Raw genomic sequence first — 13,809 nt, 5'->3', positions numbered from 1 at the left:
AGGGTCAACGGATGATATTGGATGAAGATAAACAGTTAACGCCGGCAGAATCCCAGGTCATGAAGGCGTTGGAAATGGTGATCGACCCCGAATTAGGAATCGATCTGGTCAACCTGGGCCTGATCTACGACGTAACGGTGACGGGGGATACTTGCCGGGTCGACATGACGCTGACCACTATGGGTTGTCCGTTGACGCACGTCTTGGACGAGGCCATCAAGCAAGTGGTCACGGCCGTCGAAGGCGTGGAGCACTGCGAGATCAACCTGGTCTGGGAACCGGCGTGGGACATGGCCAAGATGACCCGCTACGCCAAAGTCGCTTTAGGTATTCACGAATAAGGGTGAGGTAAATGAATATTGGCATCTTTGTGGCTCGCCGCAAGGCCCTCAAGATTTCCCAAGTCAAGCTGTGTACGGGAATCTGCACGCAGGCGACGCTCAGTAAATTTGAAAATAATAATCGTGTCCCGTCGTTAACGATTTTGAGCAAGCTGTGCGTGCGGCTGGGATTAACGGTGGATGATCTCTACCAGGAAAGCGCGGAAACGGCGGTGCAATTGCGCCACGACCTGGACAACATCGAAAAGGAACTGATGATGGAAAATTATCAGGACGTGTTGAAACGCTTGGCGAAGATCAAGATCAACCAAATCGATGAGATCAACGTGAAGATGCAGTTCTGTTACCTGCGCGGGTGCGTGAACGCGTTAGTCAATCAGCAACCCGACAAGATTCTCTTTGACTTTGCTCAGATCTTAAACGACCTGGACGAGCGGCACCAAACGATTTTTACCCAGCTGGCATTTTTGGGGTCCGGCATCATGTACGCCCGGCACCAGGAAATGCAGCAGGCCGAGTTTTACTTTGAAAAGGTCTACCAGCACATCAAGGCTTACCACCCGGACGACCATCTGGATGAGCCCAATCAATACTACTTGCGCATGCTGACGCTGATTTTCTTTACCGCCGAATTCTACGCGGGCCAAGAGAAGTATCGGCTGAGCAATCAACTCATCGACACCGGTGTGCAACTGTGTTCCGATGAGCGGGTGACCTATTACTTACCCCGGCTGAAGTTCCTGGCGACGCAAAATGCGGTCAACCAGGGCAAACAACCGGCCACGATTCAGCGGCTAATGGATGAGACGTTAGCCTTTACCCGAATCAATCAAAATGAAGTCATCGAGGTCAAGCTGGCCGCATTGAAGTGCCAGTACAACCGGCAGATGGCGGAAAATAAGTGAGGCAATCGGGTGTGGGCGATTGCCGCAAGGAAGCGTGCTGGCTGTTGGCGGCGCGCTTTTTGGGTGAGGCAAGGCCAGCAATTAGTTAAGAATCATAACGAACCAGAAGGTGGGTGCTCGCACAAAACGCCCACTTTTTGTGTGCAGTAGCACAAGAATCCTTGAGAACTGTAACCGCTTTACTGACGATATGTTATACTACAAGGATAGGAAGGTTGACCGCTAAACGGTTATGATTGTTGTTGATTAACAGCAGTCTATATATTTCAAAGAGTTAACCAGAAATAGGACAGGAGGATGGGCTTTGAATGAGAACGAGAAGTGGATCACGCGTTACTTTGAAAATGCCCCCGTTGCCATTATTTTGTTCCAAGAAGATGAGATGCTAGCGTGTAATCAGGCGGCGCGGTGTTTAAAAGCAAAACTCAATTTTGATCCGCATTACCTATATGAAATTGCGCAAGCGGCAGTGGACCGGCAAGGACGTCCCGTGACGGATTGCCCAACCTGTGAGATTGCGAAAAAAACCCAAGAGGTGGTGGTCCCGGTATTGGCTGAGGGGGATGAATCGGTCGATGCGGGCTATTTGATGTTTTATAAAACGCTGGACGACGCGGCGCACATCACCTCCTTAACCTTGAAGAGTTGTAGTTCTGTCAATCGGGGCTTGCGGTTGGCCCAACACGACGAGATCAATCGCGTCATCGTGCGGGCCAATGAGGCCGACCGTCATCAGATTTCGGCGGACCTCCACGACAACATTGCGCAGGGGTTGTATTTTGCGATGACCGGGGTCAACTGCCTGGCAAACGATGCGTTGAGCGCGACCGAGCGAGCCGACCAGGCGGCGGCCATTACCAAGCAGCTCCAGGCCACCTTGGCGGAGGTCAAGAACATGGCGCTGAGCGTGCGGCCGTCCGTAATGGATGACTTTGGGCTGTTTGCGGCCTTGCGCGCCTTGGCCACCCGGCTGCAGGCGACCACCGGGATTCAGATCTCGGTGAGTGGCAATGCGTTGCCCGAAGAATTGTCCGGTGAGATTCAAAGCGCCATGTATCGGGTGGCCCAGGAAGCCATCAATAACGCGCTGAAACACGCCAACGCCCACGAAATCATGATTTTATTGGTCGAGCACCATCACTTCATCACATTGCAGATCATTGATGATGGGGATGGCTTCGATGTCAGTCAGCACACCCAGTTCAACGGCCATTCACTCGGCCTCAGTGACATGCATGATCGTATCAAGGCGCTCAATGGCGTCTTTGCGCTAATTTCACAACCGGGGGCTGGCACCACCGTGCAGGTCAAGTTCCCCGTTTGTACGGATAAGGGGAGTCTGCAAAATGTATAAAGTTTTAGTAGCGGATGACCACGCCATCGTGCGTGAAGGGTTGAAGAAAATCATTGACCAGCAGCCGGACTACCAGGTGGTGGCTGAGGCGGCTAACGGCAACGACACGTTTGTGCGGGCTGGTCGCGGCGACATTGACATGATCATCATGGATCTGAGCATGCCGCCGGGTGAAAGCGGTCTGGTCACGACCAAACGTATTCACAACCAGTATCCCAAGATTTGGATCCTCATTTTGTCGATGCATGGTGAAGAAGACTATGTCGACCAAGCCATCAAGAATGGGGCAGCGGGCTACGTATTGAAGAGTTCGCCGGATTCGGAAATCATCAACGCCATCACGACCATCGTCAATGGCCGGCATTACGTAGATGAAAACGTCATCTTGCTGAAGTCAGACATCAAGGACATTTTGACCGACGTGGATAAGACTAACCTGTGGGGCCATAGCCCGCTGTCGAAACGCGAGCGCGAGGTCATGCCCCTGGTGGCGCTAGGCTATTCCAACAAAGAAGTGGCGGCCAAGCTCAACATCACCACCAAGACGGTCGAGGCCCACAAGGCCAACATTATGCGCAAGCTGGAACTGGATTCGCACGTGGATCTGGTGCGGTATGCGATTCATCATAAGCTGATTGAATTTTAGAGGTATGACGAGAGTGGGCCAAAAGGCGATTAGCCAGCGAGCATTAAGGCTGCTAACCGAATAATCTCGGGTTTGGATTGTTTGGTTGTCGGGTTTAAGTGGCACCGGCTGCCGTTTGGCGCACGTTTCAGCTAAGTAAAGGTGACGCGAACGAGCCTGGGAGGTTGTGTCCCAGGCTCGTTTGGGTAAGGAAGGCAAGCCAGCCGCCAGGGGTGAGAACAGCTGGTTGGTTCAGTATACCAGACTGTCAATCGTTTGTGGGGTGCGTTAACTAGTAATCTGGTTGGGGGCTAATTGGTCACTGGGGGTGGCGATTGGGCGAAAAGCGGCTTGATCGACCGGTAATCCTGGCGTGAACGCCCATAATAATAGCAATAAAAAATGATGACGACTGCGAAAAGTCGTCATCATTTTGTTAATTAGCTCATATATAACGTATATTGTAAATGAGGCGTGCCGGCGGTCAGATTCCCGCTCAGCTTAATGTTTAAGACATAGGTTTTGGCATGATGGGCTACCAAGGCTTGCTCAATCGTCCGGACCAGCTGAACGCCCAACTGCCCCTTTCCCGTTGTCTCTAACGTCGTGTCACCCCGCTTCGGATCAATCAATTTGGCCAGGTGTGCGACGTTGTCTTGGCTGGCATCCGAGATTGACGTGGGGTCGAGTCCCTTGATACGGACCAGCTTGATGACAGCGGCGTAGGGCATTTGGGCCGGCGTCAGGTGATTGGACCAGTAGTAGTCATTCATCATGGCCAAGTGGTTGTTGAAGTCATAGCCATCCTTTTGGAGCTGAGTGACGATAAAATGATTCAGCGTGGTGGCATCGTCGCTGGTCAATTGGGGCGACAAGGTTAACCCATCAGTTGTGAGTTGTTGGCGCCGGTAAGTGCCAGACTGTAGGAAGCCGTGCCAGACCCACCCAGCCGTCCGCCGATTCTTGCTGACGACGTAGTAGTAGCGAGCCCGGTGCGTGCCGTGAATGAACAGCGCCGTTTGTTTGACGACCCAGGTCGTGTGCGGATAATTTTTAAGATTATGTAGTTTGCGCGAGTGCGTCCAGTTCCAAATGGCGTGCGACTGCCGATTCTTGTTGTGGTAGTACATGGCACCGGTGTGAAACGTGATGTGGTCGGCCATTGTATAGCGACTGGCCTGCGCCGTGGCTGGTAAAATGAGACCGCCCAACAGTGCGGCGGCCGTGATGGTGACAATCTTTTTTAGCATCGAATCCCTCCCGTTTCTCAGTATACCAGACCGAAAATAGTTCGGCGCAACAATCGCATTAATCCCGAATCAGTGCAGCGTATTATGTGTTGCAAACGACGGCCAGACCCGGTATAGTTGGGCACAACTAAAAAAGACACTAGGGGTGCCCGTGGGCTGAGATGGATGACAATCCAATCCCTTCGAACCTGTTGAGTTAACACTCGCGTAGGAAAGTGGTCGGTCTACTGAATGATCAGGAAAACCGTCGTCGTGGGGAACGGGGGACTTTTTTGGTAATTTAAGTAGGGATGTGAGTCGTGTGTCAAAGAAAGTGTATCCGATGACGTTGACCGCCATGCTGGTCGCGCTCGCCGTGATTGGCGGTAGCGCCTTTTCGTTTACCATTGGGGTAGCTAAGGTCGCGCCGGTCCAGCATTTGATCGATGTTGTGACCGGTGTCTTGCTGGGGCCGTGGTGGGCCTTGGCTCAGGCCTTTTTGACCTCGCTGATTCGTAATATCATGGGGACCGGGACCGTCTTGGCCTTTCCCGGCAGTATGATTGGCGCGTTTCTTAGCGGTTGGTTGTTCCAGCGAACGGGTAAATTGTTGGCGGCCGCGCTGGGCGAACTGGTGGGTTCCGGCATCTTAGGGGCCTTTGTGGCCTATCCGGTGGCGGCCTGGTTGATGGGCACGACCGGCGCCGTTTGGCTGTTCTTGCCAAGCTTTTTTATGAGTGCGTTGGTCGGCGTCATCGTGGGCTACGCGTTGTTAAAGGCGATGTGGCCAACCGTGATTGCGCCGCGGTTGCGTAAGTTACAGGGGAAGTAAAAAAGAATGGGCCAAAAGGCGATTAGCCGGCGAGCATTAAGGCTGCTAACCGAATAATCCTGGTTTTGGATTGTTTGGTTAGCAGTTTTAAGCGGAACCGGCTGCCTGTTGGCGCACGTTTCGGCTAGGTAGAGGTGACGCAAAAAGCCTGGGAGGTTTCCCCAGGCTCTTAAGTGAAAAGCTTATTTGGCAAGCAACTGGGCGCTGAACTTGGCTTGAAATTCGAGCTGATAGGTCTTACCCGATTTGGCCGTGAACCGCTTGCCAGTGCGCTTGGTGCCGTATTTTTGCAACGTCAATTGTTTACCCGACCGTTGTAATTTGGTATACGACCAGGTCTTGTCCAACCGGTCGTAGGCCCGCAAACGGTACTGCTTGCCAGAACGTCGGTAGGCCAGGCGATTGCCGCCATAATCATGGTTGCCGTAATCGTACATGACGTACAGCCACTTTGGTGTCAGTACCATGGCATTGTTGGTGACGGTCGTGTCGTGGCCCTTTCGTTGGACCCGTGGTTTGGCGTACCACACGCCGCGCATGATCTGGGGCGTCCCCATGGTCCATTTCGCCGCTTGCGCCGTGGTCGTGCCGCTGACACCCAGGGCTAAGCCGAGCGTCAGGATGGTGCCGGTCAGTAGTTTGTGCAAAGTAATCCCCTCCGATGGCATTAGTATAGCAAATTTCATACGTAAACGGTACCATCGGCGAATGGTGGTGGCCATTTCCTAACAAAAGTTCTAAACTTTTGTTAGGAGGGATTTCTGACGTGAAAGAACAAGCAACTTTATCCAAGAAAACCATTTTACTAATGGCGGTGGTGACGGGGGTCATCGTCGCCAATCTGAACTTTATCCAGCCGATTGAAAACCTGATTGCCGCGGACTTTAACCTGTCCAAGGCGGTTGTCGGCATGCTGGCGATGGTCACGCAGTTGGGATATGCGTTTGGCTTACTGCTGATCGTGCCGCTGGGTGACATCTTTGACCGCTATCATTTGATTCAATTCATGATGATTCTGTCGATTGGGTCCTTATTGTTGGCCCACTGGGCGTCCAATGCCGGGGTGTTTGCCGTGGCGACGGCGCTGGTGGGAATCACCTCGGTGGCTCCACAGATTATCATCCCCTACGCCGGATATTTGGCGCCGGGCCTGCAACGCGGCAAGGTCTTGGGCATCGTGCTCAGTGGGCTGCTGACCGGGATCTTGCTGTCGCGGTCGTTTAGTGGCCTGCTTGGGAGCATCATGCCGTGGCAAGACATCTACCTGGTTGCCGCGGGAATCGATTTGATTTTCCTGATCATCGTGCATTTTCAACTACCGCATGACGAACGGGGACATCAGGACCTGAAATATTGGCCGGTAATTCAGACGCTGCCGAAGTTATTCGCCACGCAACGGCCTTTGCGCGGGGCAGCCATCAATGGTTTTTGCATGTTTGGCATGTCCAACGTGCTCTGGTCCACATTGGCCTTTTATCTGGCCGCGCAATACCATTTGGGCAGTAACGTGGCCGGGCTATTAGGGCTGTTGGGCATTGCCGGGGTCTTGGCGGCGCCCGTGATTGGCAACATGGTCGACCAACGTTCGCCACGATTGACGGTCAGTCTCGGAATGATCTTTTCCGGGGTCGCCTTCGTGATCTTTTGGCTGATGGGTCACTGGCTCATCGGCTTGATTGTGGGGATCGTCTTGTTGGACCTGGGGACGCAATTTAGCCAGGTCTCTTGCCAGGCCATCGTCCAATCCCTGAACCGCAAGCAGAGTAGCCGGAACAACTCCGTCTTCATGTTTAGCTACTTTCTGGGTGGGGCTACCGGCACCCTGTCGGCCACTTGGGCCTGGAGTCATGCCGGTTGGCTAGGCGTTTGCGGCGTGGCGGTCGTCTTCTTGGTGATTGCGATTGCCGGGCACTTCATCATTGGCGAACCCAAGCATTTGGCAACGGATTAAGGCAGGTGAGTGGCCTAACGGGCGGTGAGCGAGACTAGCGCACGGGTTGGCCATTTAAAAGGAAAATTCAAGAGTTTGGCGATGGTTGCCAAGCTCTTTTCTTTTGACCGAAAGTTGACACCGTGTCACCTGCGTGCTAGACTACAGTCATCAATCAAAGTGACACGATGTCACTTCTAACGTAAAAAGGAGCGAAAATCCATGCCAACTGCTACATTTGATCATTTAAATCCCGAAAAAAAGGCTCGCGTGATGGCGGCCTTGCTACAGGAATTTTCGGCACACAGCCTCGCCGATGCCCAGGTGGCACGGATCGTTACCGCTGCAGACATTGCACGCGGAGCATTTTATAAATACTTTGCTGACCTGACGGATGCCTACCAAACGCTTTACCGCGCAGCCATGACTGCCGTGCACCAGGGTGTGCCCACCGCCCCCCAAGGACCCTTTGACCCGCAGCGCTACTACCAGGCAGTGACAGCCTTCTTGACGCACTTTACTGGCAGCCAATATGACGAGCTGATTCGGCGCCACTACGGGGAAAACGAAAGCCTGTTGCCCGCGCGGTCCGTGCCCACCGATTTACCGGCGGCGGATTGGGCGGCCATGACCCTCAGCCACGCCACGATTAAGGCCGTGATGTTGCGACCGCAAACCCAAGCGGCCGAGCTGGCCCGTTTCCAGCAGGCGTTACGGCTCCTGGCGAAGGGGGAATAACCATGTTTTTAGCCTTAAGGGAAATTCGTCACGAAAAATTACGCTATGGCCTCATCGTGGGGATGGTCGTCTTGGTCAGTTACCTGGTCTTTGTGCTGAGCGGCTTGGCATACGGCCTGGCGCAACAGAACACGCAGGCCATCAGTAGCTGGGGAGCCAGCAAAATCGCCCTCAACAGCGACGCCAACGAGAGCCTGTCGCAGTCGCTATTGACGACGGCCACGACGGATAAGTTGGCGTTGTCCGACCACGAGGCCTACATTGGTCAGACGGGTGTTGTCGCCAAGGCCGCCGGTCAGCCGAAATTGTCCGCGCAGTTTGTTGGCCTGCAAGCCCATCAGTTTGTGGCCCGCAACCTCAAGGTCACCAGTGGTCAGCGGCCGACGACGGCCCGGCAGATCTTGGTCGATGACAGTTTTCACGACAACGGTTATCGCCTGGGCGACCGGGTGCAGTTGAACGCCACTGCCGGCAAGTACACTATCGTTGGTTTCACCCACAATGCCAAGTTGAGCGTGGCGCCGGTGATCTACGGGTCACTGGGGACGTGGCGGACCTTGAGTCACGTGACCGCCAATTTCAAGGCCAGCGGGGTGGTCTCTAACGATGCGCACTTTGCTCCGAAAACGGCCGGCGTCCAGACGTTGACGCGCCAACAGTTTATTAATAAATTGCCGGGCTACTCGGCACAGAACACGACCTTTACCTTTATGATTGCCTTTTTGATGGTCATTGCCATGGTCGTTATCGCCGTGTTCCTGTACATTTTAACCATGCAAAAGTTGCCGAACTATGCGGTGTTGCGGGCGCAGGGGATCCCCGCCAGCGTCCTGGTCAAGACCACCATCAGCCAAGCCATGTTGCTGGTCGTCAGTGGCCTGGTGATCGGTGCACTACTGACTGCGGCGACCGTCCTGGCGTTACCGGCCGGGGTGCCGATGAGCTTTAACCTACCGCTCCTGGCGGGGGTGACGGTCGGCATTTTACTGACCGGTGTGATTGGCGCTTTGATTCCCGTCCGTTTGATTTTGCGCGTTGACCCCGTCAGCGTGATTGGAGGCTAAATGATGCCAGCATTAACGTTATCCCACGTCACCAAGCAGTTTGGGCACGCCACCAACCAAGTGACGGTCCTCGAGGATATTAATTTCAGCGCCACCGCCGGGGAAGTCAGCCTGGTGCTGGGCCCATCCGGTTCCGGGAAGAGCACCTTTCTCACGATTGCCGGCGGGATTCAGACGCCCACGACCGGTCAGGTACAGGTCCAAGATCAGTCGTTGGGCCAGCTCACGACCAAAGCCCGCGACGCCTTACGGTTGAACAAAATCGGCTTCATCTTACAGGCCTACAACCTAGTGCCATATTTGACGGTGCAAGACCAGTTCTCATTGGTCGACCGGGTGAAGCCACAGGGCAACCTGTCCGCCGCCGACCTGAGCGCCTTGCTCGACCAATTGGGCATCGGGCAGTTGACGCAGCAATTTCCTACCGAGCTATCCGGTGGGCAAACGCAGCGGGTGGCGATTGCCCGCGCGCTGTACCAAAATCCGGACATCATCTTGGCCGATGAACCGACGGCGGCGTTAGATAGTGCTCGCGTGGCCGTCGTCGGCCAACTCCTGCACGATCTCGCCAAGCAACACCATAAGGCCATCGTCGTGGTGACCCACGATCTGCGGTTACGCGACTTCGCCGATCGAATCTATCAGATCATGGACGGCCAAATGACGGTCGCCTGATCCGGTGAATTGCTCGCTGGCATGGTAAACTGGGGGTATCACGAGGGAGGGATTCAGTTGGCAAAAACGGAACGGTTCATCGTGGACACCCCCAAGGTCAAAGGCGCCACAACGGTACAGGTCATCACGGACAAGGAGACCGGCGTGCAGTACCTGTTAGGCATGTACGCGACGCTGGGCTCCGGCATGACGGTGCTGGTCGACGCTGAAGGCAAGCCGCTGTTGAATCAAGCGGTGTTGGATGAGAATTAGGTCAATTGGGGCCTGGGAGAGACAAGAATCCCGGGCTTTTTTGCGTCTCATGGCGTTAGGATTGCTCGTTGACAGCCTCACAATGCCGGTTAACCGCCTGTTAGCCCACTCTTTGCCTTAAGATAATTGCGCCAAACGCGCCTGACATTCCCGGCGAATCACGGTTTTCAAGGCGGTCGGCGCCTGGATCAACGTGGCGGTCGGGCCTAAGTAGAGCAGCCAGTGGGTGAAGTCGGCCAGCTGGTGGGGTTGGGTCACGTCGAGGGCGCACTCCAGGCGGGCAGTTTGCTGGAAGGGGTCTAGGAATTGCAGCGGAGCCGTTGGGTGGGGATGTTGGCGGAACTGTTGAATAGCCGCCGCTTGCAGGTGGATGACCACGTTGGGGCGCGGTCGGGCGGCCTGAATGGCAGCCGTGATGGCGGCGGGGTCTAGCGTTTGTTCCTGCGCGACCGGTGCCACGGCTTGAATCGCGGTCACGGCAATTTCTTGGAACCGGTGGTGCGTCAGGTCCCAGGCGTCGACGAACCAATTTTCTTGACGGTTGTAAACGTGGCGGACCCACACGGTCGTGGTGGCACTGGCCGTCGTGAGTTGGACCTGGCGGCTGGTCAGGCAGGTGTTGAGCAGCGTTTTTAACATCGGCGGCGCAAAGTCGGTCAGCTCCGTCAAGCGCGTGTTGGCGGGATTCGTATGGCTGAAGACCAGGAGTTCCTGGAGCGTCAAGAGGTCGTCTTGTTGCGTCTGGGAGGCGATGGCCACCAATTTTTCCGTTAACGTCTTGCGATTTTGCAGGTAGGGCAGCTGGGTGTTGAGTGTTGCCAAAAAGCTGACGAACAGTGCCTTGAGCTCCTCACTGTTGAATTGCACGGCCGGCAGTAGTTGATTTTGCAAGACGGCGTAGCCACCGTCGCGCCCCACGCTGGCGGTCAGCGGCATGCCCAGCTCCTGAATGTTATTGAGGTCGCGGATGACTGTACTGCGCGAGACGTGAAAGTGGGTCATTAGTTCGCGAATCGTAAAGAATTGTCGGTTATTGATATAGCGCATCATGGTGTTGACCCGGGCCGTTTTATTCATGGAACCCCTCCTAAATAGTGTCAGTTTTTGACATCATTATACCCTATACTAGGGCCATCAACTTAAAGGAGGCCATCACACATGGCAAATTACACGATTGAAACGAAACCCGCATTCACGGTCCTGGGCATTGGCACGATTCTGACCGGCGACTTTCCCGCGATGGGGCAACAGAAGACGGACTTCTGGCAACGCATCAACGCCGAAAACGCGCTGGCCCAGTTGGACGGGCTCAACGACTATCCCTTTGCCGTCAACGAAGCCATCAACGGGGAATTTCACTACTACGCCGGACGCGAGGTCGCATCAGACACGACGCCGGCTGATGGGCAACGGCTGATCAATTTTCCGGCCGGCAAGTACCTAGTGATCACCGGGAGCGCTGCGGACCAAATGGGGCTGTACAACACGCTGGAGGGCCCGGCCTTTGGTGAAATCTTGCCGCAGCTGACCGACTACGCCTACGTCGGTGGCCCCAATACGTCTTACGTGACCGGTAGCGATGAGACTGGCGTGCACGGCGAAATGCTGGTGCCACTGGTAGCGAAGTAAGGGGGCAAACACTCATGAAACACGAATGGCGGCGAGCAGAAAAAGGGTGGTATTTGCCTAAGTCTCCTACGCGCTTAACGTTGCCCCAGTTGAATTTCATCACGCTCACAGGGGCCGGTGATCCCAATCAACCGGCCTTTGGCGAGCACGTGGCGGCTCTGTATCCCGTGGCCTATCAACTGCGAATGGCGCTAAAACGCGGCGAACTGGGTGACCCTTACGAATACACCGTGTACCCGTTGGAGGGCGTTTGGACCACGACGGACGGCTCGCGTGGAGCCACACTCAACAAGGCGGCGCTCAAATACAAGATCATGTTGCGCCAACCGGACCGCCTGACCGCCGCGGACTTTGAAGCGGCGCGCGACCAGGTGTTGGCCAAGAAGACCAATCCGTATTTCGCGGACCTTCAGTGGGAAACGTACGCGGAGGGCACCGTCATCCAGGCGATTCATCATGGGCCGTTTGCCACGGAGACCGAAACGTTTGCCCAGCTCCAACAGGTCGTGGCTGAAAACGACCTGCAGGTGATCCCGACGATGGGGGAATACTGGCACCGCGAAATCTACCTGACCGATCCCCGCCGTACCGCACCAAAGAAGGCCAAGACGGTGTTGCGGTACCGGGTGCGGCCCCGGGATTAGGCGGCATACTGACACTTGCGATTGGTGAAACCGGTCGCTGGAGTGCCAACACCTCTCGCGCGAACGGTAAGGTGGCCAGTACCACAATTACCTAGAATACAAAAACATCCCCCCGAGCCGCGGCCCAGGGGGATGTTTGTCATACGCAATCAATCTTGTTTTGGGTGACGACTCAAAGGGGGTAACCAGTGAGTCGTTGATTTTACGGTTGGGCGGTTAACCCCAACCCTTGTGTTTGCAAGGAGTATCGCGAGTGGTTACGGGACTGGCCGCAATCGTCGCGCAAGTTGTCGTTATTTTGCGTCGTAAGCAGCTTGGAAGATCTTGATGATGTCTTCCTTAGTCCCCTTACGTGGGTTGGAGAAGGCGTTCCCATCCTTCAAGGCGTTTTCGGCCATCAGTTCGAAGTCTTCTGGCTTAGCACCGATTTCCTTGATGGAGTGTGGAATACCAACGTCTTCGGACAATTGCTTCATGGCCTTGATGGACAATTCAGCAGCGTCACGCGTAGACAAGCCATCGGTGTTTTCACCCATGATCTTAGCTAATTCAGCGAAGCGTTCTGGGCAAGCGATGATGTTGTATTCTTCAACGTAAGGCAACAGCAAAGCACAGCAAACACCATGAGGGGCATCGTATTGACCACCCAATTGGTGAGCCATGGCGTGAACGTAACCTAAGTTGGCGTTGTTGAAGGCCATCCCGGCTAACATTTCAGCTTCGACCATCTTGGTCCGCGCTTCCAGGTTGTGCCCATTGGCAACGGCTTCACGTAAGGAAGTTTCAATCAACTTGATGGCTTCGATACATTGTGAGTCGGTGATCGGGTTGTGGTCAACGGAAACGTATGGTTCAACGGATTGAACGAAGGCATCCATCCCAGTTGCGGCCGTTAAGCCCTTCGGCACGTCCAACATCAAGGTTGGGTCGTTGAAGGAAACCAGCGGAATGTTCCGCCATGAAACGACCACGAACTTCAAGTGAGTTTCTTCGTTCGTGATAACGGCGTGGCGAGTTAATTCTGAACCCGTCCCAGCAGTTGTGTTAACGGCAATCAATGGTGGCAAAGCCTTGTCCAGCGTTTCAATCCCGGCTAATTTGGTGATGTCGTCACCGTTCGTCAGGATAATGCCGGCACCTTTACCAGTATCATGAGCAGAGCCCCCACCAACAGTGATGATGGAGTCGGCGCCTGATTCTTCGTAAAGTTTCTTAACTTCTTTGATGTTCCGAATCTTAGGGTTCGGTTCAACGTTGTTGTAGACAACGTAGTCAACACCAGCAGCCTTTAAGGAGTCGAGCGTTTGTTCAACCGCACCGTCTTTCATTCCTTCAAGGAACTTATCCGTTACGATGACGGGCTTCTTCATCCCTAACATCTTCGCACGGTCACCAATCTTGCTAATTACGCCAGGGCCAAAAAAGTTGACGCTGGGCATAAGAAAATCATAACTACGTTCAGCCATTATACAAATGCCTTCTTTCGGAAGTTTTGAAAATCATTGGTACCAATTTCACAAAGCAATTATAACTAAAAAATTTACAGTTTGCAACTGGTTTCGAAAAAGAGTTGGTTAGTTGGGCGATAAAA

Annotated in this window: 16 protein-coding genes and 1 riboswitch; of the genes, 12 read left to right on the top strand and 4 right to left on the bottom strand. The window is 54.4% G+C overall.

Annotation, left to right across the window (positions count from 1 at the left end; genetic code table 11):
* Nucleotides 1-11: 11 nt before the first annotated feature.
* The 4 genes from LKH74_RS06760 (at nt 12) to LKH74_RS06745 (ending at nt 3,246) form a co-directional block, all read left to right on the top strand.
* Nucleotides 12-341 carry a metal-sulfur cluster assembly factor gene (locus tag LKH74_RS06760; protein WP_135368362.1) on the top strand — a complete coding sequence of 110 codons (330 nt, stop codon included), beginning with the start codon at nt 12-14 and terminating at the stop codon, nt 339-341.
* Nucleotides 342-352: 11 nt separating this feature from the next.
* On the top strand, nt 353-1,246 hold the full coding sequence (locus tag LKH74_RS06755) for a helix-turn-helix domain-containing protein (protein WP_135368363.1): 894 nt from the start codon (nt 353-355) through the stop codon (nt 1,244-1,246).
* A 304-nt stretch (nt 1,247-1,550) separates the two neighbouring features.
* Nucleotides 1,551-2,600: a sensor histidine kinase gene (locus tag LKH74_RS06750; protein ID WP_287788800.1), complete on the top strand. Its 1,050-nt coding sequence runs from the start codon at nt 1,551-1,553 to the stop codon at nt 2,598-2,600.
* Complete coding sequence (locus LKH74_RS06745) at nt 2,593-3,246, top strand: response regulator (protein WP_135368366.1); 654 nt, start codon at nt 2,593-2,595, stop codon at nt 3,244-3,246. Before LKH74_RS06750 ends, LKH74_RS06745 begins: the two co-directional genes overlap by 8 nt.
* A gap of 419 nt (nt 3,247-3,665) precedes the next feature.
* Here LKH74_RS06745 and LKH74_RS06740 read toward each other — a convergent pair whose 3' ends face one another.
* A complete protein-coding gene (locus LKH74_RS06740; protein WP_287788799.1) occupies nt 3,666-4,475 on the bottom strand; it encodes a hypothetical protein in 810 nt (269 codons plus the stop codon).
* Between the two features lie 131 nt (nt 4,476-4,606).
* A riboswitch (TPP riboswitch) is annotated at nt 4,607-4,706 on the top strand.
* A 91-nt stretch (nt 4,707-4,797) separates the two neighbouring features.
* On the opposite strand from LKH74_RS06740, the gene thiW reads away from it, so the two are divergent.
* Nucleotides 4,798-5,286, top strand: coding sequence for an energy coupling factor transporter S component ThiW (thiW, locus tag LKH74_RS06735; protein WP_135368393.1), 489 nt, complete (start codon nt 4,798-4,800; stop codon nt 5,284-5,286).
* Between the two features lie 182 nt (nt 5,287-5,468).
* Here the strand turns inward: thiW and LKH74_RS06730 are convergent, their stop codons facing one another.
* Nucleotides 5,469-5,933: a hypothetical protein gene (locus tag LKH74_RS06730; RefSeq protein WP_287788797.1), complete on the bottom strand. Its 465-nt coding sequence runs from the start codon at nt 5,931-5,933 to the stop codon at nt 5,469-5,471.
* Between the two features lie 119 nt (nt 5,934-6,052).
* Between LKH74_RS06730 and LKH74_RS06725 the strand changes: the two genes are divergently transcribed.
* The 5 genes from LKH74_RS06725 (at nt 6,053) to LKH74_RS06705 (ending at nt 9,945) form a co-directional block, all read left to right on the top strand.
* Nucleotides 6,053-7,237, top strand: a complete 1,185-nt coding sequence (locus LKH74_RS06725; RefSeq protein ID WP_287788795.1) for an MFS transporter — start codon at nt 6,053-6,055, stop codon at nt 7,235-7,237.
* A 201-nt stretch (nt 7,238-7,438) separates the two neighbouring features.
* On the top strand, nt 7,439-7,954 hold the full coding sequence (locus tag LKH74_RS06720; RefSeq protein WP_287788794.1) for a TetR/AcrR family transcriptional regulator: 516 nt from the start codon (nt 7,439-7,441) through the stop codon (nt 7,952-7,954).
* Between the two features lie 2 nt (nt 7,955-7,956).
* Nucleotides 7,957-9,018 (top strand): ABC transporter permease, encoded by a 1,062-nt coding sequence (locus LKH74_RS06715; RefSeq protein WP_287788793.1) that lies wholly within the window; start codon nt 7,957-7,959, stop codon nt 9,016-9,018.
* 3 nt (nt 9,019-9,021) lie between these two features.
* Nucleotides 9,022-9,693, top strand: coding sequence for an ABC transporter ATP-binding protein (locus tag LKH74_RS06710; protein WP_287788792.1), 672 nt, complete (start codon nt 9,022-9,024; stop codon nt 9,691-9,693).
* Between the two features lie 57 nt (nt 9,694-9,750).
* Entirely contained in the window at nt 9,751-9,945 is a 195-nt protein-coding gene (locus LKH74_RS06705; protein WP_287788791.1) for a DUF6440 family protein, read from the top strand.
* A 117-nt stretch (nt 9,946-10,062) separates the two neighbouring features.
* On the opposite strand, the gene LKH74_RS06700 is transcribed toward LKH74_RS06705, so the two are convergent.
* The gene (locus LKH74_RS06700; protein WP_287788789.1) at nt 10,063-11,022 is read right to left on the bottom strand and encodes a helix-turn-helix transcriptional regulator; all 960 of its coding nucleotides are present in this window, start codon (nt 11,020-11,022) and stop codon (nt 10,063-10,065) included.
* Nucleotides 11,023-11,103: 81 nt separating this feature from the next.
* On the opposite strand from LKH74_RS06700, the gene LKH74_RS06695 reads away from it, so the two are divergent.
* Both LKH74_RS06695 and LKH74_RS06690 read left to right on the top strand, forming a co-directional pair.
* Entirely contained in the window at nt 11,104-11,574 is a 471-nt protein-coding gene (locus LKH74_RS06695; RefSeq protein WP_287788787.1) for a GyrI-like domain-containing protein, read from the top strand.
* Between the two features lie 14 nt (nt 11,575-11,588).
* The gene (locus tag LKH74_RS06690) at nt 11,589-12,218 is read left to right on the top strand and encodes a GyrI-like domain-containing protein (RefSeq protein ID WP_287788785.1); all 630 of its coding nucleotides are present in this window, start codon (nt 11,589-11,591) and stop codon (nt 12,216-12,218) included.
* A 293-nt stretch (nt 12,219-12,511) separates the two neighbouring features.
* On the opposite strand, the gene LKH74_RS06685 is transcribed toward LKH74_RS06690, so the two are convergent.
* Nucleotides 12,512-13,684, bottom strand: a complete 1,173-nt coding sequence (locus LKH74_RS06685; protein ID WP_135368376.1) for an iron-containing alcohol dehydrogenase — start codon at nt 13,682-13,684, stop codon at nt 12,512-12,514.
* Nucleotides 13,685-13,809: the final 125 nt, after the last annotated feature.

It is taken from the genome of Levilactobacillus sp. (genome assembly GCF_022646225.1).
Lineage (GTDB): Bacteria > Bacillota > Bacilli > Lactobacillales > Lactobacillaceae > Levilactobacillus > Levilactobacillus suantsaiihabitans.
Note: the sequence above shows the minus strand (reverse complement) of the source record. Positions and strands in the feature narration are given on the sequence as shown.

Excerpts from the sequence above, each read along its gene's own strand:
- LKH74_RS06760 (WP_135368362.1), top strand. The coding sequence starts at position 12 with ATGATATTGGATGAAGATAAACAGTTAACGCCGGCAGAATCCCAGGTC.
- LKH74_RS06755 (WP_135368363.1), top strand. The coding sequence starts at position 353 with ATGAATATTGGCATCTTTGTGGCTCGCCGCAAGGCCCTCAAGATTTCC.
- LKH74_RS06745 (WP_135368366.1), top strand. The coding sequence starts at position 2,593 with ATGTATAAAGTTTTAGTAGCGGATGACCACGCCATCGTGCGTGAAGGG.
- LKH74_RS06740 (WP_287788799.1), bottom strand. The coding sequence starts at position 4,475 with ATGCTAAAAAAGATTGTCACCATCACGGCCGCCGCACTGTTGGGCGGT.
- thiW (WP_135368393.1), top strand. The coding sequence starts at position 4,798 with ATGACGTTGACCGCCATGCTGGTCGCGCTCGCCGTGATTGGCGGTAGC.
- LKH74_RS06720 (WP_287788794.1), top strand. The coding sequence starts at position 7,439 with ATGCCAACTGCTACATTTGATCATTTAAATCCCGAAAAAAAGGCTCGC.
- LKH74_RS06715 (WP_287788793.1), top strand. The coding sequence starts at position 7,957 with ATGTTTTTAGCCTTAAGGGAAATTCGTCACGAAAAATTACGCTATGGC.
- LKH74_RS06710 (WP_287788792.1), top strand. The coding sequence starts at position 9,022 with ATGCCAGCATTAACGTTATCCCACGTCACCAAGCAGTTTGGGCACGCC.
- LKH74_RS06700 (WP_287788789.1), bottom strand. The coding sequence starts at position 11,022 with ATGAATAAAACGGCCCGGGTCAACACCATGATGCGCTATATCAATAAC.
- LKH74_RS06695 (WP_287788787.1), top strand. The coding sequence starts at position 11,104 with ATGGCAAATTACACGATTGAAACGAAACCCGCATTCACGGTCCTGGGC.
- LKH74_RS06690 (WP_287788785.1), top strand. The coding sequence starts at position 11,589 with ATGAAACACGAATGGCGGCGAGCAGAAAAAGGGTGGTATTTGCCTAAG.
- LKH74_RS06685 (WP_135368376.1), bottom strand. The coding sequence starts at position 13,684 with ATGGCTGAACGTAGTTATGATTTTCTTATGCCCAGCGTCAACTTTTTT.